Source organism: Enterococcus sp. LX10 (assembly GCF_023539285.1).
GTDB classification, from domain to species: domain Bacteria; phylum Bacillota; class Bacilli; order Lactobacillales; family Enterococcaceae; genus Enterococcus; species Enterococcus faecalis.
This window is the reverse complement of sequence record NZ_CP092784.1, coordinates 51044-74385: the sequence shown is the minus strand read 5'-3', so window position 1 is coordinate 74385 and position 23342 is coordinate 51044. Positions and strand designations below refer to the sequence as shown.

Here is a 23342-nt window from a genome sequence, read left to right as displayed (position 1 = left end):
TTTTGAAAAATATTTGAGCACATAAAATAAAAAAAATATTTTTAATACTCATTAAGCGAAATTTTTGGCAAAATTATCTAAAAGCTGATTTTATTTTTCAAAATAGCGTTTAATTGACTTTTTTTATCAACATTTGTTATTGACATATGATGTCCAATTCGCTTAAATAAGAAGGAAGCCCAACAGGCAAAAACAAAAATATTTAGAGATAATTGAGGAGTTACCGCCAATGAGAAATGTTTTACAAGACTACTTAGATGAACATTCTTTTCGAGTCGTTGTAAAAAAGAAGAAAAATTATTTAACTTATGAAGGACTGCAAGATCGTTATGCCTATATTTTAAAAAGTGGCATCATCAAAACTAGCGTTATTTCCAAAGACGGTCGTGAATTTAATTTACGTTATATCAACAATTTGGAAATTGTTTCATTGCTACGTGATGAATATTCAGAATTTATTGATGCACCTTTTAATATTCGCATCGAATCTCCACAAGCAGAACTTTATCAAATCGACCGTGTTCAATTTTGGCGGGATATCAATAATAGTAAAGACTTGCAAATGTATGTCAAAGAATACTATCGGGACCGTTTAATGCATTCCATGAAAAAGATGCAGCAAATGTTAATGAATGGCAAATTTGGGGCCGTTTGTACACAAATCTATGAAATGTACGATTCATTTGGCGTAGAAACAGAGGAAGGTATTTTAATTGATTTCGTGGTGACCAATGAAGAAATTGCGCATTTTTGTGGGATAACTTCTGCTAGTAGCGTTAACCGGATGATGCAGCAACTAAAAGAGTTAGGGGCAATCGAATTACGTAACCGCAAAATTTTGATTAAAGATTTAGATATGATTAGAGATAACATTATTGTTTAACATCAGCACCCCCCGCAAGTTTGACCTTGCGGGGGTGTTTTTTATTTTTCAGTGACAATATTCACAGGAAATTGTCCATAATCTAAATTAAATGTCCGCCCAGCCGTCAGCTGAAGCATTTCTTTTTTCATGCCTTCCGCCAAACGTACATCGCCAAAACTTTCAATCATATCAATAACGGCGATCACTTCTTTATAGTATCTCATTTTGCCAGTGTGCAGATAATACGTAAGGTTTTTTAAGTAACGTAAGTTAAAATGAATATAGTAAATTTCAGCAGGAATCGTGGTAACACTCATTAGCGCTAAATACTCCCGGGCTTTCGCATAATTTTTCTTATAAAGTTGCGCTGTAATGATATTTAGATAAAAACCATAGGCGACATTTAATGTTTGGGTATCACGTAATTCAGCATCTTTGACAGGAAACATCTGCTCAAGAATCTGAAGGACTTCGTTTTCAGAAAATAACGCTCCTGTATTAGTCACCATTTGATAATCGTAATATGTATAGTAGCTTTTGCTAGAGATAAGTGCGAGAATTGCCATTCGATCAGGTTCGTCAAATTCTGGAATTTCCTCCCAATCATTACTGAAAGTTAGCTTAATATCTGTATAAATAGACATCTCCACTGCGTTTTTGTGGGGATTGCGCTCTAATTGATAAAAGTAATGAATCAGGTTCTTTTTTTCACTTGTATTGTTCACTCCCATTTGACAACATTCAATTTGATGCATAATTTTAGATGAAGCCCTACTTCTTGTTTCAGAGACCATATGAAAAAATTCATTAAAGGTAATCCCCAGTGACTGTAATGCTGTCATTAAATCCTCGTAACTTAGCTTGGCTTCACCAATTTCGATTCTTCGATAGGTTTGTTTCCCTTTTTTTGGTAAAACATCTTTCTGAGCAATTTTTTTCTTTTTTCTAAAATACTTTAATGCCTCTAACACATCCATAATATGCTCCTTTCTATTAATAAGTTAATATTAAGTATTATTTTTTTATTAACTAAAATATAATATTTTATAAAAAATTATTTTTACGAACTTTAATATTACCAAATAATCAAATAATATATTTGTTTAAATTATTTTTTTGCACATTATAATTGTTAGACGTCAACAATTTTAAAAAAACTTTTCTAATTCGTTCTTGAAGAAACTAAGATATCTGTCTTATAATGAAATTCAATATAACTTAGAGCAGGAGGTGTCGCAATGTTTGGTTTCAATATTAGTTTATTTCTTATTACTCGGTTCCGTTAAACCCACTCTTCACTAATCATTGTACAATCAATTCCATCGAATATCTATTTCATTTTTATTAAATAACATTTTTAATAAAAGTACATATATTTTTATTTTTAGATATTTTCTTTAATTAAATGAAATATATTTATTAAAACAAATAAATTACATTCAATTAAATTCAGAAGGAAACAGATTGTAGCAAGTGAAGAAAAAAACAGCTCTTGAGTGATATTTCCTCAAGAGCTGTTTTTCTATTTTATCTCAAAAGCGGTTTGCGTTGTGGGGTTATTACTTAATAAGGTGTTTTTATACAGTAAATAGTACGCTGCTGCTGACCAACTAAAGTTTTTCGTACTTAAGCCCTTCCCTGTCAGTGGATCATAATTTTCATGAATAGGGCCTTCTCCCATCAATCCTTCGGCATGTAAGAAGAGTTTTTGTGTCATTTCTTTTGCTTCTTTTGTATAGTCATAGTTTTGAAGAGCTTCTACACCAAACAAGGCTTGATCAAGCCAAACTGGTCCTCGCCAGTATTTCGTTGCAGCAAATTTTTCATTGTCTTTGGATGCCGTTGGGAATGGCATAAAGGTATTAAACATTTCTTGATTCATCATGTTTTTCTTAACTGCCGCCGCCTGTTCTTTGGTCGCTACTTTTGCCCAAAGCGGCAACCAGCCTTCTGTTCCTTTGCCACGATTGACTAACAATTTTGTTTTCGAGCCGTCTTCATTTATTTGTAAGTCATAGAAGAAGCCCGTTTTTTCATCAAACATATTTTCTTGAATATATTTTTTTAGTTTCTTCGCTTCTTTTTGATAGTTCTTATAGTCCTCTTTTTTGCCTAGTTCTTCTGCTATCGAAGCTAAATAGCCCTTTTCAGCGTAGAGATACGCATTCAAATCCACTGATTCTTGATTAATCGAATACCCCACTACTTTTCCTTTATTTTTATTTTCAAAAACTTTAACTCCGTCATCGCCTTTGCCCACACCTTCTTTGTCAAACCGTGTAGCGTTATCCATACCACTTTCCCACGCGGCTGCTTCAATAACAGCATTATCGTCCACTTTAGGTTGGCCATTTTTATCTTTAATGATTTGATCCTTGTCGTCTTTTTGCCAGTGGGCATCACTGACCATGCTTCCATATTCTGCTATCCCATTTTTATTGTGGTCTCGGTTGGTATACCACCAATTGTGATAAGCTACAAGTTTGGGGTACATTTCTTTTAAAAATTCCTTATCTTTGGTTTCTTGATAAATATGCCAAACTGCCCATGCAGCCAATGGTGGTTTAGAATTTCGTTCATTCCAGTTGCCACCTTCACCACCACGCGCACTGTCTTGATTGTAAAAGACAGCATCAATGATCGCTCCTGCATCTTGTGGACGTACGGTATCATCTTTTTGAATTTGATAATCAAACAAGGCCCGCATATTATTTTTAGCTAACTCAGGATTAAAATCAGCCGTTGCTACATCCGCTTTCCACGAATCCCAAGCCCACATACCAATAAACCATTTATAAGACATGGACGGAACAATCCCGTCATGCTTAAAGGCACCTGCCGCACTTCGCCAATTGGTATTAATCGTTTCAATCGATTTGACTAGCGCATTTTGATATTCAGGAAATTCTGCTGTTTTCTTTTGATCGAACGTTTTATCTAGATACCCTTGCCACCTTTGCTTGTTCTCTTTGAAATAGCGTGCCGCATTTTTGGTATATTCGGGTGCTTGTTGTTGTTCCTTTGCCTCTTCCTCTTTTGTAAAAGTATAGCTTTCTGTCGTATAGGTGTTGTACGTTTGTTTAGGCTTCAATTCAATAGGTTCAGCGGTCGCTGTATAATTCCGATTATCAATTTTTGTTGAAACTTTATCCGCATGATGAATCGTATATTTTGTGTCTTTCGTAGCAAAATAATTCCACGTTTCTCTGACTTCACCAAAATTCACTTGAATGTCATTGTCTTTAGCAGTTAAACGAGTGCCAATATCTAAGGTTTCCGTTCCCTCTTGAATTTTGTCAAAGACCACACCTGTCCAGCTTGCTTCAAGTGACAAGGGCTCTTCACCAGTGTTTTCAAGTGTCGTTTGGATAAGCGCCGTTCGATTGCTGACAAAAATTAAAGCTAAATGAATCGTTAAATCGTCTAATTCATAGGTTTGCTCTAGGCGCCCAGGATAATAAGACAGGTCCATGCGGTTGCTTTGGCTTAAATCATAGGTTTCTCCCGTTTTTTTATTTTTGACCGTTAATTTGTTTAAACTTGCCGCCAAGTTTACTGGATATTCTTCCGCAATAATCAATGGCCCCGCAAAACCACCCAGTAGCTCTTTATTGCTTTGTTCAGGTAAATAGTAGCCATGCCATGCACCTAAATCAGAAAAATTATTAAAATAATTGGTATCGTATACGCCATTCGTCCGTTCGGTTGGTGATGCACTCACATCTAAAACATTTGCAAATTCATCAACTTTTGTTCTTTCAACACTTGCTTGCACTTCCCCGCTTAACGCAAAACAGCTGACTACGGTGATTCCTAACGCTAACCAAGTAGACACCCGTTTCTTTTTTGATAAACCCTTCATAAAACCCCTCCTATAAAATGATAGCGCTTTATACACTGATTTATTATCAGCAAGGACTATGCCAAATGGAGTGTATCCCTTTTTATTATTGAAAGATTCAACTTTCTCTAGAAAAAAAGCGATCGTATCGAAGTGTATTGATCAAAAAATAACGAGTGTATCGATAGTGTATTTAGTTTATGCTTGATTCTGTTTTATTTTCGTAGCTTCCACAAATTTTTCAGTAATTTTTTGCGGTCGTGTAATAACAGATCCCACCACCACGCTATAAGCACCTAGCTCCAGAACACGTTGGACTTTTGCTGGCGTATCAATCATTCCTTCTGCAATGATTGGTGTAGTAAAATGCTTCTTTGCTTCTCTTAACAGTTCAAAATCATTTTGTTCAATCCGCTGATTTTCACTTTGCGGCGTATAGCCGACTAACGTTGTGCCAATATAATCAAAGCCTAACTCCGCCGCTTCAATCATCTCTTCCAGCGTGGAACAATCCGCCATCCATTCTTGGTTAGGATACTTTTCTTTTATTCTTTTGAAAAATGTGGCTAACGTTTCGCCATTTGGTCGTTTCGAATGGGTTGCATCGAGAGCGATAATTTCTGGCTGAACAGCCATTAATTCATCTACCTCACGCATAGTTGCAGTAATATATACTTCTGCATCAGGATAATCTCGTTTAATAATCCCAATGATTGGTAAATCAACCTCTTTCCGGATTGCTCGAATGTCTACCACAGAATTTGCTCGAATACCTTTAGCCCCTCCTTGTTTAGCGGCCAAAGCCATCTTGGACATGATAAAAGAACTATGCAACGGTTCGTCTGCCAACGCTTGGCAAGAAACAATTAATGCCCCTTTGATTTCTTTATTCAACATTGATCCCTCCAATTTAAAAGCGATTACAAACACAGTATACCTACAACAGCTGAAATATGCCACTCTCCCAAATAAGAACAAACGTTTCACGTGAAACAAAAGAAAGCAAGCGGTTAAGGCTTGCTTTCTTTTGACTTATTTTTAATTTTTACGACCCTCTAAATAATCATACCCAAAATGTGCATACGCAAATGGCGTTGCAATTCGTCCTCGCGGTGTTCGTTTAATGAAACCTTTTTGAATAAGATAGGGTTCATACATATCTTCCACCGTTTCGGTTTCTTCACCGATGTTTACAGACAAGGTACTTAAGCCAACCGGACCGCCGCCGTATAAATCAATCATTGTTTTCAACAATTTTTGATCGACATAATCCAAGCCTTGATGGTCCACTTGCAGCAAGGTTAACGCTTTGTCTGCAATCGCTCGGTCGATTTTGCCATCTGATTGGACTTGGGCAAAATCACGGACACGTTTTAACAAACGATTAGCAATTCGGGGGGTTCCTCTTGAGCGGCGCGCAATTTCAAAGGCACCTTCCTCAAAAATCTCCGTTTGAAAAATATCTGCGGAACGGAGAACGATTTCTTTTAAATCCTGCTCTTGATAATACTCCATGTGAGAAATAATCCCAAAACGATCTCGTAATGGCGCTGAAAGCATCCCTGCCCGTGTGGTAGCGCCCACTAAAGTAAAAGGCGGTAATGGAAAATGAACGGGATGTGCCGTGGTTCCTTGACCAACCATGATATCAATGTAAAAATCTTCCATTGCGGAATACAGCATTTCTTCCACCACTCGCGGCAAACGATGAATTTCATCGATAAATAACACATCACCAGGCTCTAATTCGTTCAAAATAGCGACTAAATCTCCCGCCCGTTCGATGGCTGGTCCACTTGTGGTACGAATGTTCACATTCATTTCATTGGCGATGACCATCGCCATTGTCGTTTTCCCTAAACCTGGCGGACCATAAAGAAGGGTATGATCCAACGCTTCATTCCGATTTTTCGCCGCTTCAATATAAATCGTTAGTTCTTGTTTTACTTTGTCTTGACCAATATATTGTGCTAAAAATTGTGGACGTAACGATTTTTCAATTGAAGCTTCTGCTTCTTGACTTGCAGCTGAAAGCAACCGTTCTTCTTCTGTCATCGTTATTCCTCCTTAGCGTTTCATCATGAATTTTAACGCATTGCTTAAATAAACATCTGTCGTTGTCTCACCTAACGCTTCCAATTGCTTAGTGATACGCTTAATCTCTCGGTCACTGTAGCCTAGGGCACTTAATGCTTCTAACGCTTCTGCCAATGCTTGATTGCTTGTTGTCACCGCTTCGGTTGCGGTCATGGCCGCAACCGCTGCTTCGGAAGACTCTAATTCGCCTAATTTTCCTTTTAAATCTAAAATCATTTGTTGGGCTGTTTTCTTGCCAACACCTGGGAACTTCGTTAAATATGTAACATCTTCCCCTTCAATTGCATTGATTAAACCACCATGATCAGCCACAGAAGCCATGATAGCTAAGCCACTTTTAGGGCCAATTCCAGAGACACTGATTAATTTTAAGAACAATTGTTTTTCTTCTAAACTGCCAAAACCAAATAAAAGTTGTGCATCTTCCCGCACGACTTGGTGAAGATATAGTTTAATATCCGTATCCATTTTTCCTGAATAGCGATACGGGTTATCGACTGAAATCTGATAGCCAATGCCATTTGTTTCAACGACAATATAGTATGGGCTAACAAACGTTACTTTTCCAATAATATATTCGTACATGTTGTCACCTTTCCAATTGCTGATTGCGTACATATGTTCCATTTTAACACAAAGCATCAAAAAGCCATAGCGGAGAATTTTTTATCATCGACCTTTGCTACATCTATTTGTTACTTTTCGCTCACTAGGGAATTAAAAAGTGCGTACTATTTTTTTTGACATGTTTGCGTAATAATAGCGGTAGCTTCAAAAAAACAACCAAAAAGGAGACTACATACATGAAATTAAGTATCTTAGATCAATTAACGGTTCCTAAAAATCAATCAGCAAGCGACACATTACAAGAAGCCAAAGAACTCGCTCAATTAGCGGAAAAACTTGGTTACACAAGAATTTGGTATGCCGAACATCACGGTTCAGATGCCTTTGCCAGTGCAACGCCAGAAATTTTAGTTGCACATATTGCTAGCGCCACCGAAAAAATTCGTGTTGGCGCGGGTGGCATCATGACCATGCATTATGCGCCATTTAAAGTCGCAGAAACGTTTAAAACGTTAGCAGCTTTATATCCTGATCGAATCGATTTAGGCATGGGCCGTTCGCCTGGTGGTAGCCCTTTAACTACGTTGGCGTTAAATAATGGTCAGCCACCACAACTAGACCAATTTGATAAATTACCTGAAATTTTACTCTTTTTAAAAGAGGAATTTCCTGAAGATCATTTATATTCTAAAATTTCAGCTGTTCCGCGGGAAGTTCTATTACCACAACCTTGGTTACTAGGTGCTAGTAAAGAAAGCGCACGTTCAGCTGGTGAATATGGCATTAATTTTTCCTTTGCACAGTTTATTCATGGACATTTGCCCAAAGAAGTATTGTCAGCATATTACAAGCATTTCCGACCAGTAACTGAACAACAAGAGCCTCAAGTGAGCGCTGCGTATTTCACTTTTGCCGCCGACACGAAAGAAGAAGCAGAATACCATGCGGCTAGTTTCGAGCATTATATCTTTGCCACCGAACATGGGCTTCCTAATAAATTTTTATCGCCAGAAGAAGCCCTAGCTTTCCCTTACAGTGAAATGGACAAACTGGTTTTAGAACAGAATAAACAACGCTTTGTCATTGGTAGTAGCCAAGAAGTTGCGGAGTTTTTCCACCAACAAGAAGAACTAGGGTTGACAGAAGCAATGCTAATCACCCCAGGTTATGACAAACAAACGCGCTTTCAATCGTTTGAACGCCTAGCAAAAGAATTATTATAGAAAGGAAATGAGAAATGTTAGAGGTTTTAAAAAGAATTAATACGCTTGCACAAAAAGAGCGTGAACAAGGTTTAACATCTGAAGAACAAGCTCTTCGTGTCGATTTGCGACAAGAATATTTGCGAACCATTCGTGAACAATTCAATAAAACATTAATGGGCGTCACTATTTATGATCCTACTGGTGAAGATGTAACCCCAGAAAAATTAAAAGAAGAACAGCAGAAATATTTTGATTAAAAGAGACACAGAACAGTCGATTTGACTTGTTCTGTGTCTCTTTTTTAACTACTCTTCTGTTACATATGTCCACTTATAATCATATTGTGCACCAGCACCATGGGCAACGACACCTTTTACTTCTTTACTGCGTAGATGGGCAGTCGCCTTTTGATAAAGTGGGGCTAAAGCGGTCTCTTCACCAATCAATAACTTCTCAGCCTTAACCATGTCTTCCCAACGTTTTTCAGGATCTGAAGCATCTCTTGTGGCTGAAGTCTCGATCAACTCATCGTAGGCTTTACTTGAAAAACGCCCGCGATTATAGTTATTACCAGTAACAAAAAGGTCTAAGAAACTACTTGGATCTGCGTAATCCGCAGCCCAACCACCTAAGATTGTCTCAAAATCGCCGCGACTGCCTCGATCAATTCGAACTGAAAACGGCACTGGGCTCACTGTTACATCAATGCCCTCTAAAGTATCCTTTAACGTACCTTGAATATATTCCGCTAACTTTTTCGTAGAATCGACATCATCGGCAACAATATCCATTTTGAGTGTTGTTATGCCCAATTCTTTCTTAGCTTTTGCCCAATATTCTTTTGCTTTTTCTGGGCTATATTCAACAATTTTTTTATTTTCATCAGCAAAATCTTTGTCATCTGTCGGCGAATACGACATCCCTTCTGGAATTAAGCCGGTAGCGACTACTGAACCGTCGCCTAAAATTTTATCTACTAATGCGTTGCGATCAATCGCTGCTGAAATTGCTTTGCGTAAATTCACATTATTATACGGTGAATTTTTATCTCGCTGATTAAATTCCAAATAGCTGGTTCGTGCTTCTTTTTCGATAACCAATTCTGGATCCTTCGCCATTTGCTGGGCCAATTCGCCACTTAAAATAACATCGTCTGCTTGACCATCTTGGAATAAGTTCAAGGCAGTTGGCGCCTCCTTGACAACATCAAAATTGATTTTATCTAATTTGACATTGTCTTTATCCCAATAGTTTTCATTTTTTTCCAAAGTCCAATTGGTATCTGAGCCAGCCCCTTCAAAGTTAGCTAAGACAAACGGACCATTATAGACTGCTTTTTCACTGGAAGCAGCGTAATCTTTGCCATATTTCTCTACGGTTGCTTGATGTTGCGGGAAAAATAGTGGAAAGGCCAGTAAATAATCAAAATATGGTGTTGGTTTTGCCAGTTTAATTTCTAGCTCGTAATCTCCGTTTGCTTTAATGCCTAATTCAGAGACTGGTTTCTTACCAGCTACAATATCTGCGCCGTTTTCAATCATTTCTAGAAAATAAGCATACTCAGCGCCAGTCTGAGGATCTGCTGTACGTTGCCAACTAAAAACATAATCGGCAGCTGTGACAGGATCACCATTGGACCATTTTGCTTCTTCTCTTAGTTTCACTGTGTACGTCAGACCATCATCACTGACTTGCACTTTTTCTTTAGCTCCTGCTGGTTGCGGCTTGCTTTTATCATCTAAACGATAAATTCCTTCATACGCATTATTCAGTGCCGTAAAACTAATTGTATCTGTTCCTAAAGATAAATCTGCAGAAGGCATTTCTTGTTGAACCACTACTTTAAATTCTTGTTTAGCGGCAGTTTTCTCTGATCCGCCCTTTGCTTTTTCGGCGCCAGCTCCCCCATCACCACCACAAGCAGCTAAAACTAATAGCGTTGTTAAACTTAACCCGATAAGTCCTTTTATACGTTTACTTTTCATGCCTTTCTCCCTTCACAGAAAAAACTCTTCATTTTTTAATTTTTGGAATATTCTTATAATACTAAAATTAAAAACAAATGGCAAGCATTAAAATAAAAAAAGAACCAATCCCGAAGGACGGTTCTTAAAAAATGACTAACTAGCTTTGTTACATCGTTTATAAATATACCAGCCAGAAGAAGAAAGTCCAACGAACAGTAAACCATATAATGCAAGCGTTTCTGTTTCTGTACCCGTTTTAGGTAAAAAGCCGCCATACTTTTTCTTCTCTGTTACGGATGGATTGCTCTGTCTTGCTCCCGCTTTGTTTTGTTTATTGGTTGCTACTGGTGTTTCTGGTGTTGGTTTCGGGTCTGATTTTGGATCTGGTTTTGGATCTGGTTTCGGATCTGGTTTTGGATCTGGTTTCGGATCTGGTTTTGGATCTGGTTTTGGATCTGGTTTTGGATCTGGTTTTGGATCTGGTTTTGGATCTGGTTTTGGATCTGGTTTTGGATCTGGTTTTGGATCTGGTTTTGGATCTGGTTTTGGATCTGGTTTTGGATCTGGTTTTGGATCTGGTTTTGGATCTGGTTTTGGATCTGGTTTTGGATCTGGTTTTGGATCTGGTTTTGGATCTGGTTTTGGATCTGGTTTTGGATCTGGTTTTGGATCTGGTTTTGGATCTGGTTTTGGATCTGGTTTTGGATCTGGTTTTGGATCTGGTTTTGGCGTCTCTCCTCCACCGATTAACTCTTTGTAAGCTTCTTCCGAAATAGAAACAATTCGTTCGCCTGGGAATGGTTCTTTATATTGTGCTAAATCAATCGTCGTTGCTGCACGATACAACCGCAAGCTGGTTGCACTTTTCAAGTATTCAATTAAGACAGCATCTAGTGAAATCCCTTCTTCTCGTTCACCACCTAGCATATCGTAACCATCACCACCAGCAGCTAAGAAATCATTGGTAGCCATCCGGTATTGTTTCTTCTCATCCAATGGTTCAAACTTTTGTGTTTGCCGATTTTTAATTTCTATTCCTAATACGCGACTACCGACAATCGTTTGTCCTGTTTCATTGCCTTCGTCACTAGCCAAGCGAGTACCTGGTTTTGTGGAATCATAGTGGATACGAATGGAGCTTGAAACATGTAGGAAACCACCATTTGCGCCAAGTTTTGGTTGGCCAGCATCATCTAGTAAAATTGTGCCATTCTCATCTTTTTGTGGAATCGAACGAACAGACATTTCAAACATTTCTTTAACTTGAGCACCGGTTACTTGAATTTGCGCAATGCTATTGCCAAAAGGTAACACAGCAATGACATCCCCAACTTTAATCGGTCCTTGTTTAATATCAGCGCGAATGCCGCCACCATTAGTTACTGCAAAATCAGCAGGTTGGCTAAACGCGTCTTGGCCATATGACATAATCGCATCACCAATCAAATTCCCTAAGTTGGTCTCTCGTGTGCGCACATTTTCTCGTTGTCCATCCAATGTGAATGGAATATAATCGACAATTACTTTTTCATTTTCAGCGTTAAAATTCGTTCGTGCTTCATCAACGATGGCTTTAACTGCCGGGTTTTCTGGCAATCCTAGCAACTCTTCTGCTGGAATCAATTTTGCTGTTTTCTTAGTTGGTTCATTCTCTGATGCTGTGACAATTCCAACATTATTTAAATAATTACCTGTTTGAGCATAGATCACTTTGCCATAACGTTTGCCACTTTCGACGGCTGTATGCGAATGTCCATCAATCACATTAATATCTAACTCAGGATATGTTTGACTAAGGGTTTCTGCTAGCGTATCACCACGCCAGATATGCGGCGTCGTTTCATCTACGCCTAAATGCCCAGTAACCACGAAAGCTTGAATATCCGCGTACTTCTCTTTAATTTCATTAATCACCGCTTCTACTTCTGGAATCGGGTCTTTAAATGTCACCTTCTCCACGTTTTTCGGGTGTGTTTTCGTTGCTGTTTCTGGGGTCGTCACACCTACAATGGCAAACTTTTTCCCGGCTTTTTCTACGATTGTATACGGATCAAAAACCCGTCCACTGCCATCTCTGTAATACGTATTACTAGATAAAATCGGAAAATTCAGTTGGTCTTTATAACCTAGTGCAATCTCTAAACCAAAATCAAACTCGTGATTTCCCACCGCCATGGCATCATAACCAACTTCATTCATGGCTTTGGCCATATCCGCGCCTTTGGAGAAATTGGAGATTGGTAATCCTTGGAAAACATCCCCTGCATCCACCATCAAGGTTGGGTTTTCTTGGTCTTTAAAAGTTTTTAGACGCGCCATACCTAATTCGCCTTTCCCTGCTTCTAGTCGTCCATGAACGTCATTTGTATGCATAACGGTATATGCATTATCTAAATCAAAGCCCGCATTACGGACATCTTGTTTCGTAATAGCGGCGGCGTTTGGTGTACGTCCATCAGGAGAAGTCGGAATTTGAAGAGTGCTGTCATTCACTAATTCGATTGCTTTGGTACGCCATTTTTCATCAAAATTTGTCCCAATAATTGACCAATTTCGTTCGATTTCTTGTTCTGGATCAAGCGTTCCTTTTTTCTTAATATAATCAACAATCATTCCTCGTAAGGTTTCTGGATCAGAATTTTTAATAGGTTCCCCTACTTGAATCCCTTGGCTAGCTAAACCGCCGTAACGATAATTATTCATAGCAATCGTATATTCTTTGGCAGGATCCAACGGTTGGCCGTCAATTTTCGCATCTACAATTCGTTCACCCACTGGTTTTGAAATGTCAATCTTGTAGTCCACTCCAGAAATCATGTCATAGTTATATACACGAATGTTTGGATTAAAACTAATGGTCAAATCATCTGGCTGTGTTTGGTTATAGTACGCCCCTTGTTTTTCTAAATACTTCAGTAAGTTTTCACCGTTAATGGGAACACTCACTAAGGTATTCGGGTATTTGTAGATATCAAAAATCGTGGCATAGGAAATCTTCCCCGCAGGTAATTTACTGTCGTATTTAAACAGCGCTGCCGCACTTAATTGTGCACCTGTCACTTCTTTTTGAACGTTATTAATTAAAGAAATCATCGCTGTTGGTTGTAATTGTGCTTCGGGAATTCCTTTAATTTCTTGTTTTGGTAAAAAATCAGCTGTTGCTGTGCCGATCTCCTCCTGAATAAACGCTCGCGTTTGCTCATGGTATTCTTTTGTCGCTGCCTTAACTGCTTCATCTGCTGGAACATTCGTTGTTGGTACAATCGTTGCTGTACCTTCTTGCACTTCCCACTTATCGGCATTTTTAGCAACTGAAAGATCAATTTTGACAACCTCTGTCCCCGTATCTTTCGGTCCCCCTACCGGTACAGTTTTTCCATTCGGCGCTGCTCCTTGCTTGGTAAAAGAAAGGTGGTCATGACCCAGAATATACGCATCAATCCCCGCGACATTTTCAATTACTTGGTCGGCGCTGGCAGCCGGATCACTATTTTGTTGTCCCGCATGAATCGAGGCAACAATAATGTCAGCCTGATCGTTAGCTTTCAACTCAGTAACTGCTTTTTCTGCTTCTTCTTTCAAAGGTAAAAAATTAAGCGAAGTAACACGAGGGCCATCCCACAAAGGAATGTGCGGAATTGTTAAGCCGATAATCCCAACTTTTAAATCTGGCTGCCCATCTTGATTAAAATCAAGTTCCTTCGTGGTAGTCCCTTCAACAAAACGAAGACCATCTTCCTTATTGTAGGTATTCGCAGACAAGATTGGAAAAGTGGCTTCTTGTTGAATTTTTTTGATTAACGGTAAACCAAAATTAAACTCATGATTCCCCAAAACCATTGCATCATACTTCATCACATTCATGGCGGTAATCATTGGATGGGTCTTTTCATTCACTAAAGGCGCTTTATTATACAAGTCATCTGTTAAAATAGTGCCTTGAATATTGTCGCCATTATCAATTAAAACGGTGCCTGCTGGGTTTTGTGCCCGGACTTGGTTGACGACTGTACTTACTTGGGACAAACCAACTGGTAGTTCTTTATCATCTTCATAAGACCAATTCCATAATTGACCATGAACATCTGACGTACCTAAAATTGTTATTTTTTGCGGCGTGCTCGTTTCTTCTTTTTCAGCGGTTGACGTTTCTAAATTCGTCGTCTCTGTTGGTGCTGTGGTTTCTTGTGACTGCTTGACACTGTCACTCGTAGCCTGATTTGGTGCTTCTTGTTTGATGTCTGTTGTTTCCTGTGTAATGACTGGTTCTTGTTTTCTACTTGAATCGGTGGTACTTGTTACTGCTTCTGAACTTTGTTGACTCGTTGTTTCTACTGCATATGCCGTACTAGTAACGCTTGGCGCTATCAACGCAACAGCCATTAAAAAATGCATGCCCCACTTCACTTTTTTAAAGCTCAACTTTTTCACAAATTTCCTCCTTGTGTTTCAACCCATTTGCAACAAACAATTGTCAAAGTAACAAACAACAAAAAGAGCCTTCCCCCATCACGCTGCTCTTCTTTTCCTATCATAATATATCCGTTAAATAAAAAACAGTAAATTCCGTTAAAATAAGATGTTTTCCCTGTAAATTGTTTTTATTTTTGGACAATACAGCGGATTTGTTTGTGAAAAAAATAGTAATTTTGACCAAAACACGAACTTTATAAAAAAAGAAAGTCTTTTTATATTGGAAAAGCAGAACAAAAACTATTTTTTTGAAAAAAATAACTAAAAATACCGAATAAACAGCATTGGTCTAGTCTTTAAGGAGGAAAAAGAACGCTCTTTTGCTTAAGCAAAAGAGCGTTCTTTTTTATTTGAAGTTAATCCTTCATGTAAGGTAACTTTTTAGCATAGCCTTCTTTATTCACTTGACGTGCCCGGGCAATCGCCAAATCTTCTGAAGGGACATCTTCTGTGATAGTTGAACCAGCAGCAGTCACCGCATGATCACCAATCGTGACTGGCGCAACAATGTTCGTTGCAGAGCCAATAAACGCGTGATCACCCACGACTGTTTGGTGTTTATTTTTGCCATCATAATTAACAAAAACAACGCCGCAACCGACATTAATATCTTTGCCTAATGTTGCATCACCAACGTATGTTAAATGGCCCACTTTTGTTCCTTCATCGATTGTTGCATTTTTTACTTCCACGAAGTTACCAATGTGTACGTTTGCCCCCACATCTGCTTTAGGACGTAAATGTGCATACGGACCCACATCGGCCCCCTCGCGAACCACACTTTCTTCAATCACAGACTGTTTAACAACCACTTGATTGCCGATGTGACTATCAACGATTTCTGAATGTGCGCCAATCAAGCAATCTTCGCCAATCACTGTTTTTCCTTTGATAGTGACTCCCGCTTCAATGACTGTGTCTGAACCAATTACCACACCTTCATCAATATACGTTGTATCTGGATCAATAAATGTAACACCATTTCGCATATGCATTTCATTTAAACGACGATGCATAATTTTATTAGCAGTGGATAAAGCGACGCGATCATTTACACCCATTGCTTCGTCAAAGTCTGCCATTTGGTAAGCAGCGACAGCTTTGCCTTCTTTTTTCAAAATTTCAATGATATCTGTTAAATAGTATTCCCCTTGTGTATTGTTTGTATCTGTTTTCGCTAACGCTTCAAACAATGATTCATTATCAAAACAGAAGGTTCCTGTATTAATTTCTTGAACACGTGCTTCTTCTTCACTGGCATCTTTTTGTTCCACGATTCGTTCAACAATGCCCACATGGTCACGAATAATTCGACCATAGCCTGTTGGGTCTTCCGCATGCGCTGTTAAAATAGTCGCACTTGCATTCTTACCTTGATGGTAATCGAATAAATTTTTCAAGGTTTCCGCAGTTAATAACGGCGTATCCCCTGTAATAACTAATGTTGTTCCTTGTTTACCACCTAATAACTCTTGTGCTTGCATGACTGCATGCCCAGTTCCCAATTGTTCAGCTTGTAAGGCATATTGACTACGTTCGCCTAAATGGCTTTTAATCATTTCCGCCCCATGTCCAACGATTGTCACGATTTCTGTTGGTTCTGTTTGTTCTACCTGATCTAAAATATGTTCGACCATTGGTTTACCAGCAACTGGATGCAATACTTTATAAAGTTTAGATTTCATGCGTGTTCCTTTACCAGCTGCTAAAATAATTGCGTATCTATTTTCCACGTTTGCCACCTCAAATTAACTAAATTGTTTGATTTTCTTCTAAATCGTCCTCATTATACCTTTTCTAGTTTATCTTACTCTTTTGTCTTTTTCAACAAAATAAGGCATTTAAAAGGTAGACCAATTTATTTTCTCATCTTTTTTTAAAGGAATAAAACAGAAAAAAAGAACCTGAAAATGGAATGGACCATTTTCAGGTTCTTTTTCAAATTATTTCTCTGTGAAATAGTTTCCTGGGACTACGCTAATCGTTTTTGTTTGTGTATCAACATCTTCCACATATAATAGCGAAGTGTAGTCATCGATTGCACGACGGCCATTGAATTTTGACTCAGCAAAAACAGTAATGCCCACAAGTTCTGCTTCAAATTCTTCAATCATACTCTTCATACCATTGACGGTGCCGCCGCCTTTCATGAAGTCATCCACGACTAAAACTTTTGAGCCGCGTTTTAAGCTGCGTTTTGAAAGTTCCATTTTTTCGATACGTTCTGAAGACCCTGATACATAGTTCACGCTCACCGTTGAACCTTCAGTAATCTTAGAATCGCGACGAACAATCACAAACGGAACATTTAAGTAATAAGACACAGCTTGCGCAATTGGCACTCCTTTGGTCGCAACGGTCATTACCGCATCAATTTGTTTGCCTAAATATTTAGAAGCAATAATCCGGCCCACTTGTCTTAATAAATTCGATTCCCCAAGTAAATCTGAAAGATAAACATAACCCCCAGGTAATAAGCGATCTTGTTCTGACAAACGATCACACAAATCCATAATCAACTGCTTCGCTTCCTCATAAGGAATTTCAGGGATAAAGCGGACACCGCCTGCAGCGCCTGGAATCGTTTCTAAAATACCTGTTCCACGTTCTTTAAATGTTTTTTTAACAATTGCTAAATCTTCACTAATGGAAGACTTGGCAGATTGGTATCGGTCAGCAAAATATGTCAAAGAAACCAATGTATGGGGATGATCTAAAAGATATTGGGTCATATCGATTAATCGTTCACTTCTCCGAATTTTCAAATTCGTCACTCCTTTTCATTCTATCGTTCCTTATTATAAGGGGTTTAACCGAAAAATTCGAGGATTTTTTTCAAATAACTGAAAATAGTTCGCCATTTCTTTAAAAAAAAAGAAATAAAGGAGAAAAACTTTCGTTTTTCTCCTTAGTTTCTTTGCATTTTTTGTTTTCGTTGGACCATGACAACCACTCGGCGATAAATATTGACTAATAAGAATAAACCAATAAAAATTAGGGTAATGCTTGCACTCGGTGGTGTTTCCAAATAATACGAGCTAGTCAACCCTGTTAGCATGCCAATCAAGCCCATAAACACACTGATGATAATCACCGTGTTGAAGCCTTTACCAATTCGCATACCTATCGCAGCTGGTAAGACCATAATTGCTGAAATTAACAAGGCTCCCGCGATCGGAATCATCACAGCAATCGCCACACCAGTAATTACATTAAAAAGCATCGACATCCAATGAATAGGTAGCCCATCAACATGAGCAGTATCTTCATCAAATGTTAAAACATACATTGGGCGTTTAAATAACATAAACAATAGAACTAAAACTACGAATAAAATTGCCAACATAACCACTTGATCCCACGTAATCGTGACGATGGAACCAAATAAATACGATTGAATACTAGCAGCTGAATTGCCTCCTGTTAAATTCATTAAAACTAACGCCAAAGCCAAACCGCCTGACATTAAAATAGCAATCGAAATTTCTGAATAGGTGCTATAAATCATTCGTAAATATTCTAGAATGATTGCAGCCACAATCACGACAATTAAGGTCATTAAATTAGGATTCCAATTAAAAAAGAAGCCTAGTGCCACACCGGCTAATGACACATGTGAAAGGGTATCTGCCATTAAAGATTGTCGGCGAATAACTAGAAAGACGCCGAGCATTGGGGCAATCACTGAGATAAACAGTGCTGCTAAAAAGGCCTTTTGCATAAATGCATAAGAAAGCATTTCTGCCATACGATTCACTCCTTACCGCTAAAATGAACACTACCATTGTAGCGACGTTTAAGCGAATTAATTTTTTAATTCCTGCTTATTTTTTAAATTTTTCCAACATTTCTTTAAGCTGTTCCTAGGCTTTCGTTATTATCGAGCCAGATAACGTTTTATTGGAAAATTTACGTATACGATTCTTCACTCATATGGAAGCAACGCCATTTCGAATCTTCTTTGCGGACAAGACGAATTTGACGATCTACATAGGTTTTGATATCTTCATGATCATGCGTAATCATCAAAATAGCTTTTCCATGTTCATGCGCACTGTGTTGCAACAATTGATAAAATTCGTTTCGCGATTGTTCATCCATACCTGTTGTTGGCTCATCTAAAATAAACAAATCTGGATCAGTCGCAAACACTCGTGCTAAACTAATTCGTTGCTTTTGCCCGCCAGAAAGCTCGCCAATTCGTTTGTGGCGCATTTCCCACATGTCCACTGATTTCAAAGCTTTTTCCACATGAAGATGATCTTTTTTCGTCAACGGTTTGAACCAACGATTTCTGGGAAAGCGACCTGAACGTACTAATTCAATGACGGTGCTAGGAAAGCCCGCATTGAAAGAAGCGACTTGTTGTGGAATGTAGCCAATGCTGATTTTTTCACCAGCACTATTTTTTTTAGCGACCGTAATTTTGCCACTTGTTGGTTTTAATAACCCTAAAGTACTTTTGATCAGCGTTGACTTGGCAGCGCCATTTTCTCCTGTTAAAATAACGAATTCCCCTGGATCAACATAATAAGAAACATCTTCTAAAACAGGTTCATCATCATAATAGAAGGTTAAATTTTCGACTTCAATATAATGCATAAGTTGGCTCCTTTCTGTTGCCAGATTAATGAATGCTTTTTTGTAAAGCGGCGAGGTTTTCTTTCATGACAGACACATAGTTCTCGCCTGCTTCTTGTTCTTTTTGAGTTAAACTCTCTAAAGGATTCAATACGGCTAATTCGACGCCTGTCTCATCTGCCAATGTTTTGGCTACTTTTGTAGAAGCCGATGCTTCAAAATAGATCACAGAAACATTGTTTGTTTTAATATATTTTTTTAATTCGGCTAAACGACTTGGCGAAGGTTCTTGGTCTGGAGAAATCCCAGCAATCGGTTCTTGGGTCAAGTCATATTGTTTTGCCAAATAGCCAAATGCAGCATGTTGCGTCACAAAGGTCCGATTTTTAGCGCCTGCAAATGCAGCTTGGTATTCCTTATCTAGCGCAGTCAATTTTTCCAAATAAGCAGCGGTATTTTTTTCAAATACGGCTTTTTTCTCAGGATATTTTTTGATAAGCGCATCCCGAATCGCTATCACTTCTTTTTGCGCTAACACGGGATCTAACCAGACATGCGGATCCAGTTCGTGAGAATGGTTATGGCCTTCATGACCTTCTTCGCCAGATTCTTCCTCTTCTGTTCCTTGCATCAATTGAATGGATTGACTGGCTTCCACGATTGAAACTTTTTTCGTGTCCAAGTTTTCAATAACATTCGGAACCCAAGTTTCTAGCTCTTTACTATTATAAACAAAGACATCCGCATCAGTAATTTTCGCTAAGTCTTTTGCGCTTGGTTCATAATCGTGTGGTTCCGTTCCAGCTGGAATCAACAGCTCAACCTCTCCCTCATCACCAACGACTTGTTTTGCGAAGTCGTACATCGGATAAAAAGTAGTCATTACCGTGAGCTCTTTCTTCTCTTTTGGCGATTGTGTGGTTTGCCCACAACTAGCTAAAAGAAAAGCGCTGATTGCTAAAGTAACGCCGATTATCAAACGGCGGTAGATTTTCGTCATGTTCTGTCCTCTTTTCGATTTACCTATTATAAACCGTAATATTTACGATTTGCCAGGAATAATGTACCAAATGGATCACGGGACGTCAAGGAATAAATTAAAAAAAACAACAGAGCGTGGGACAAAAATCACTTTGGATTTTTGTCCCACGCTCTGTTGTTTTTTATTTATTTCAATGTCCGAACCAAATAAACTTCTTCGCAAAAGCCTTTGAGTCCATTATAAATCCGTTGTGCTCGTGTTTTCTTTTCACATAAAGCAAAGACTGTCGGTCCACTGCCGCTCATCAACGCTGCATCAGCGCCGTACTTCAGCATGCGATCCTTGATTTGTTGCACGATTGGATGTCTGGCAATCGTGACACTTTCCAACGCATTGCCGACCGTCTGGGTCATCCCAGTATAATCACCATTTTCAATAGCTATTCTTAGTCCAGCAATATCTGGATGGTGCAATTCATCTACCGCTAAATCATTAAAAACGGTACTAGTAGATACACTAATTCTTGGTTTAACTAACACAATCCAACATTGAGGCATGGTCGGTAATGCTTCAATTTTCTCCCCACGTCCGTTTGCAAAGGCTGTTCCGCCCCTTAAACAATAAGGAACATCCATACCAATTTGGCTACCAATTTCACAGAGTTCGTCCATCGTCAACCCCAGATTCCACAGCTTGTTCAAGCCTCGTAATGCTGCGGCACAGTCACTGCTACCACCTGCTAAACCAGCTGCCACGGGGATACGTTTTTCAATATATATTTTAATTCCTTTATGAATATTATAGGTACGCTTTAATAAGTCAACTGCTTGATAGACATGATTCCGTCGATCCACGGGTAAAAAAGAGCTGTCCGTTTCAATACGAATGATGTCTTCTTCTAGATTTTCAAAAGTTAAATGATCGGCTAAATCTACACTTGCAAAAATAGATTCAACTTCATGATAGCCATCCACACGTTTATGCAGAACATCTAACCCAAGATTAATTTTCGCAGGAGCTCGTTCGATTATTTCCATCGGTTCCCTGATTCACCTTCCTTAATCTTTTGTCTACCAACATTTTAATCTTTTAGATTCTATCATATGTCCATGAAGAAGTACACCGAAGATTGCTCTTTCTCTGACGACAGATGGCTGAAATTAAAAAGAGCTTAGGAACGAAGGGCTCTTCCTTCACTCCTAAGCGGACTTTCTAAATTATACGGCTTGACCGATGAATTCGATTTCAACGGTGCGTGTTAAAACATCTGAATAGCTATAAGATACACGTTCAAATGAGTTCTCGTCTGGATCCAAGTCAACAACAAAAACAGATGGATAAGTCTCCGTTAAGATTCCTTTACGTTCTGTTTGGCGCTTTCTTCCAGTCTGAGCAACTAACATAATTTCACTGCCGATACGGCCTTCCAAATCTTTCTTAATTGACGATAACGTTGTTGGCATTGCATTCACCTCGAGAAATATTATATCACTTTTTTTAAAAAATTTCAAGTTTATCATACTAGAAGTCTGTTTGCAACTACTTTTGCTCGACAAACCGGCTGTTTTGTCGAATTTTTATTCATTTTCTAATGTATATTTCATTTTTGCTTTGGCACGATCATAGGCACTTCGGACAGCTGAAAAAGTTCCCCCACGTACTTTAGCGATTTCTTCTAACGTGTAGCCTTTTAAGTATGCGTTTAAAATTTGTTGTTCCAACGAGGAAAGACGTGTCGGAAAAGCTGCCAATTTTTCTTGAATCATTAATTGACCTAATGGGTCGGTGGCCGTTGTCCCTAAATAGTCCACTAACTCTTCACCAGTGCTTTCTAAGCGTTGTTCCAGAGAAATAGACAAGGTATCTGTTCGCCGCTTATAGGCGCATTGATGGCGAATTAAGCTATGTACGTGATTTTCAAAATTTCGTTTAAAAAACTTTCCTAATGATGCTTGTTTTTCTGAATCAAATCGTTCTAACGTCCGAAAGAAGACAATTCGCCCTTCTTGAAGCCAGTCCTCAGTATCATAATCTTTTAAATAGTATTTTTTCATGCACTTATAAATCACTGGCTGATATTGCCCATATAAAGCTTGAAATTGTTCTTGGTCTCCTGCTAATGCTTGCTGAATCTGTTCTAACATAAAAAGCCCTCCTTTTCGATAAACGTATCGAATGATTTAGGAGAGCATAGCATGTTAGAAATTTATGACTTAAGCGAACATTTGTTTAATCTTTTTTTTGAGACAATTCTTCTAGCTTCTCAGAAAGTTTTGATAACTGCTCCACGTTCCATGGAGAATTTCGACGAAATTGCTGGAAATGGATATCTGTTGCATGAATGGCAATCGTCTTTTCTGTTTTCTGGACAGCTTTGTAAAGTTCATTGGCCGAAGTCCGCAATGCACCTTGTGAAAAGACCACCCATTGTTCAGCCAAATCACTCGTTGCGACTGTTACTTGCGTTAAACGATCATTTTTTTCACCAGCTAGACGTTCAATATAACTATCTGCTGTTTCATCTTCTTTGGTGAAAACCACGGTCAAAAGGTACTTTTTGTACGTTTGCTGAATACCTGGGACTAATTGGGCATCAAAGACCACAATGATTTCCACCCCTTCATATTTGGCATAATTGGACAGACGACTAAGAAGCAGTTCACGCGCATCCTCTAAACGCTCTTGCTTTTTCAACTGGACCAATTCTGGCCAAGCACCAATCATGTTATAGCCATCAACGATTAACAATTGTTTTTTCATACAA

The 23342-nt window shown here is 38.6% G+C and carries 18 protein-coding genes and 2 pseudogenes; 3 read left to right on the top strand and 17 right to left on the bottom strand.

Annotated features, from left to right (window positions below; translation table 11 throughout):
- Nucleotides 1-229: 229 nt before the first annotated feature.
- Nucleotides 230-883, top strand: a complete 654-nt coding sequence (locus tag MKZ30_RS00315) for a Crp/Fnr family transcriptional regulator (protein ID WP_002356081.1) — start codon at nucleotides 230-232, stop codon at nucleotides 881-883.
- Nucleotides 884-924: 41 nt separating this feature from the next.
- On the opposite strand, the gene MKZ30_RS00310 is transcribed toward MKZ30_RS00315, so the two are convergent.
- The 5 genes from MKZ30_RS00310 to ruvA form a co-directional block, all read right to left on the bottom strand.
- A complete protein-coding gene (locus MKZ30_RS00310) occupies nucleotides 925-1842 on the bottom strand; it encodes a helix-turn-helix domain-containing protein (protein ID WP_033600576.1) in 918 nt (305 codons plus the stop codon).
- A gap of 545 nt (nucleotides 1843-2387) precedes the next feature.
- On the bottom strand, nucleotides 2388-4727 hold the full coding sequence (ygjK, locus tag MKZ30_RS00305) for an alpha-glucosidase (protein WP_033600577.1): 2340 nt from the start codon (nucleotides 4725-4727) through the stop codon (nucleotides 2388-2390).
- Nucleotides 4728-4904: 177 nt separating this feature from the next.
- Entirely contained in the window at nucleotides 4905-5603 is a 699-nt protein-coding gene (locus MKZ30_RS00300) for an N-acetylmannosamine-6-phosphate 2-epimerase (protein WP_002370615.1), read from the bottom strand.
- Between the two features lie 141 nt (nucleotides 5604-5744).
- Complete coding sequence (gene ruvB, locus MKZ30_RS00295; RefSeq protein ID WP_002381340.1) at nucleotides 5745-6761, bottom strand: Holliday junction branch migration DNA helicase RuvB; 1017 nt, start codon at nucleotides 6759-6761, stop codon at nucleotides 5745-5747.
- Nucleotides 6762-6773: 12 nt separating this feature from the next.
- Nucleotides 6774-7388: a Holliday junction branch migration protein RuvA gene (ruvA, locus tag MKZ30_RS00290; protein WP_002359241.1), complete on the bottom strand. Its 615-nt coding sequence runs from the start codon at nucleotides 7386-7388 to the stop codon at nucleotides 6774-6776.
- 218 nt (nucleotides 7389-7606) lie between these two features.
- On the opposite strand from ruvA, the gene MKZ30_RS00285 reads away from it, so the two are divergent.
- Together MKZ30_RS00285 and MKZ30_RS00280 are read left to right on the top strand one after the other, a co-directional pair.
- Nucleotides 7607-8593 (top strand): LLM class flavin-dependent oxidoreductase, encoded by a 987-nt coding sequence (locus MKZ30_RS00285; RefSeq protein WP_033600579.1) that lies wholly within the window; start codon nucleotides 7607-7609, stop codon nucleotides 8591-8593.
- Between the two features lie 14 nt (nucleotides 8594-8607).
- The gene (locus MKZ30_RS00280; RefSeq protein ID WP_002356070.1) at nucleotides 8608-8832 is read left to right on the top strand and encodes a DUF896 domain-containing protein; all 225 of its coding nucleotides are present in this window, start codon (nucleotides 8608-8610) and stop codon (nucleotides 8830-8832) included.
- 48 nt (nucleotides 8833-8880) lie between these two features.
- Here MKZ30_RS00280 and MKZ30_RS00275 read toward each other — a convergent pair whose 3' ends face one another.
- From MKZ30_RS00275 to MKZ30_RS00225, 12 genes and pseudogenes are all read right to left on the bottom strand, one after another.
- Nucleotides 8881-10560 carry a peptide ABC transporter substrate-binding protein gene (locus MKZ30_RS00275; RefSeq protein WP_249958773.1) on the bottom strand — a complete coding sequence of 560 codons (1680 nt, stop codon included), beginning with the start codon at nucleotides 10558-10560 and terminating at the stop codon, nucleotides 8881-8883.
- A gap of 135 nt (nucleotides 10561-10695) precedes the next feature.
- Nucleotides 10696-10914, bottom strand: a pseudogene (locus tag MKZ30_RS13385) (LPXTG cell wall anchor domain-containing protein); the annotation flags it as partial.
- 267 nt (nucleotides 10915-11181) lie between these two features.
- Nucleotides 11182-14973 (bottom strand): annotated as a pseudogene (locus MKZ30_RS00270) (5'-nucleotidase C-terminal domain-containing protein); the annotation flags it as partial.
- A gap of 398 nt (nucleotides 14974-15371) precedes the next feature.
- Complete coding sequence (gene glmU, locus MKZ30_RS00265; protein WP_002381338.1) at nucleotides 15372-16748, bottom strand: bifunctional UDP-N-acetylglucosamine diphosphorylase/glucosamine-1-phosphate N-acetyltransferase GlmU; 1377 nt, start codon at nucleotides 16746-16748, stop codon at nucleotides 15372-15374.
- A gap of 210 nt (nucleotides 16749-16958) precedes the next feature.
- The gene (purR, locus tag MKZ30_RS00260; protein ID WP_033600582.1) at nucleotides 16959-17780 is read right to left on the bottom strand and encodes a pur operon repressor; all 822 of its coding nucleotides are present in this window, start codon (nucleotides 17778-17780) and stop codon (nucleotides 16959-16961) included.
- Between the two features lie 143 nt (nucleotides 17781-17923).
- Complete coding sequence (locus MKZ30_RS00255; protein WP_002383493.1) at nucleotides 17924-18763, bottom strand: metal ABC transporter permease; 840 nt, start codon at nucleotides 18761-18763, stop codon at nucleotides 17924-17926.
- Nucleotides 18764-18924: 161 nt separating this feature from the next.
- Nucleotides 18925-19617 carry a metal ABC transporter ATP-binding protein gene (locus tag MKZ30_RS00250; RefSeq protein ID WP_002356064.1) on the bottom strand — a complete coding sequence of 231 codons (693 nt, stop codon included), beginning with the start codon at nucleotides 19615-19617 and terminating at the stop codon, nucleotides 18925-18927.
- A gap of 25 nt (nucleotides 19618-19642) precedes the next feature.
- Nucleotides 19643-20596 carry a metal ABC transporter substrate-binding protein gene (locus tag MKZ30_RS00245; RefSeq protein ID WP_002383496.1) on the bottom strand — a complete coding sequence of 318 codons (954 nt, stop codon included), beginning with the start codon at nucleotides 20594-20596 and terminating at the stop codon, nucleotides 19643-19645.
- 167 nt (nucleotides 20597-20763) lie between these two features.
- A complete protein-coding gene (ispE, locus tag MKZ30_RS00240; RefSeq protein WP_002356061.1) occupies nucleotides 20764-21615 on the bottom strand; it encodes a 4-(cytidine 5'-diphospho)-2-C-methyl-D-erythritol kinase in 852 nt (283 codons plus the stop codon).
- Between the two features lie 180 nt (nucleotides 21616-21795).
- The gene (locus MKZ30_RS00235; protein ID WP_025189153.1) at nucleotides 21796-22098 is read right to left on the bottom strand and encodes a Veg family protein; all 303 of its coding nucleotides are present in this window, start codon (nucleotides 22096-22098) and stop codon (nucleotides 21796-21798) included.
- 57 nt (nucleotides 22099-22155) lie between these two features.
- Nucleotides 22156-22722: a sigma-70 family RNA polymerase sigma factor gene (locus MKZ30_RS00230; protein ID WP_033600583.1), complete on the bottom strand. Its 567-nt coding sequence runs from the start codon at nucleotides 22720-22722 to the stop codon at nucleotides 22156-22158.
- An 85-nt stretch (nucleotides 22723-22807) separates the two neighbouring features.
- Entirely contained in the window at nucleotides 22808-23338 is a 531-nt protein-coding gene (locus tag MKZ30_RS00225) for an NYN domain-containing protein (RefSeq protein ID WP_002383499.1), read from the bottom strand.
- Nucleotides 23339-23342: the final 4 nt, after the last annotated feature.

Excerpts from the sequence above, each read along its gene's own strand:
- MKZ30_RS00255 (WP_002383493.1), bottom strand. The coding sequence starts at position 18,763 with ATGGCAGAAATGCTTTCTTATGCATTTATGCAAAAGGCCTTTTTAGCA.
- MKZ30_RS00225 (WP_002383499.1), bottom strand. The coding sequence starts at position 23,338 with ATGAAAAAACAATTGTTAATCGTTGATGGCTATAACATGATTGGTGCT.
- MKZ30_RS00245 (WP_002383496.1), bottom strand. The coding sequence starts at position 20,596 with ATGACGAAAATCTACCGCCGTTTGATAATCGGCGTTACTTTAGCAATC.
- MKZ30_RS00300 (WP_002370615.1), bottom strand. The coding sequence starts at position 5,603 with ATGTTGAATAAAGAAATCAAAGGGGCATTAATTGTTTCTTGCCAAGCG.
- MKZ30_RS00310 (WP_033600576.1), bottom strand. The coding sequence starts at position 1,842 with ATGGATGTGTTAGAGGCATTAAAGTATTTTAGAAAAAAGAAAAAAATT.
- MKZ30_RS00250 (WP_002356064.1), bottom strand. The coding sequence starts at position 19,617 with ATGCATTATATTGAAGTCGAAAATTTAACCTTCTATTATGATGATGAA.
- MKZ30_RS00235 (WP_025189153.1), bottom strand. The coding sequence starts at position 22,098 with ATGATAAACTTGAAATTTTTTAAAAAAAGTGATATAATATTTCTCGAG.
- MKZ30_RS00230 (WP_033600583.1), bottom strand. The coding sequence starts at position 22,722 with ATGTTAGAACAGATTCAGCAAGCATTAGCAGGAGACCAAGAACAATTT.
- ygjK (WP_033600577.1), bottom strand. The coding sequence starts at position 4,727 with ATGAAGGGTTTATCAAAAAAGAAACGGGTGTCTACTTGGTTAGCGTTA.
- ruvA (WP_002359241.1), bottom strand. The coding sequence starts at position 7,388 with ATGTACGAATATATTATTGGAAAAGTAACGTTTGTTAGCCCATACTAT.
- MKZ30_RS00280 (WP_002356070.1), top strand. The coding sequence starts at position 8,608 with ATGTTAGAGGTTTTAAAAAGAATTAATACGCTTGCACAAAAAGAGCGT.
- MKZ30_RS00285 (WP_033600579.1), top strand. The coding sequence starts at position 7,607 with ATGAAATTAAGTATCTTAGATCAATTAACGGTTCCTAAAAATCAATCA.
- ispE (WP_002356061.1), bottom strand. The coding sequence starts at position 21,615 with ATGGAAATAATCGAACGAGCTCCTGCGAAAATTAATCTTGGGTTAGAT.
- ruvB (WP_002381340.1), bottom strand. The coding sequence starts at position 6,761 with ATGACAGAAGAAGAACGGTTGCTTTCAGCTGCAAGTCAAGAAGCAGAA.
- MKZ30_RS00275 (WP_249958773.1), bottom strand. The coding sequence starts at position 10,560 with ATGAAAAGTAAACGTATAAAAGGACTTATCGGGTTAAGTTTAACAACG.
- MKZ30_RS00315 (WP_002356081.1), top strand. The coding sequence starts at position 230 with ATGAGAAATGTTTTACAAGACTACTTAGATGAACATTCTTTTCGAGTC.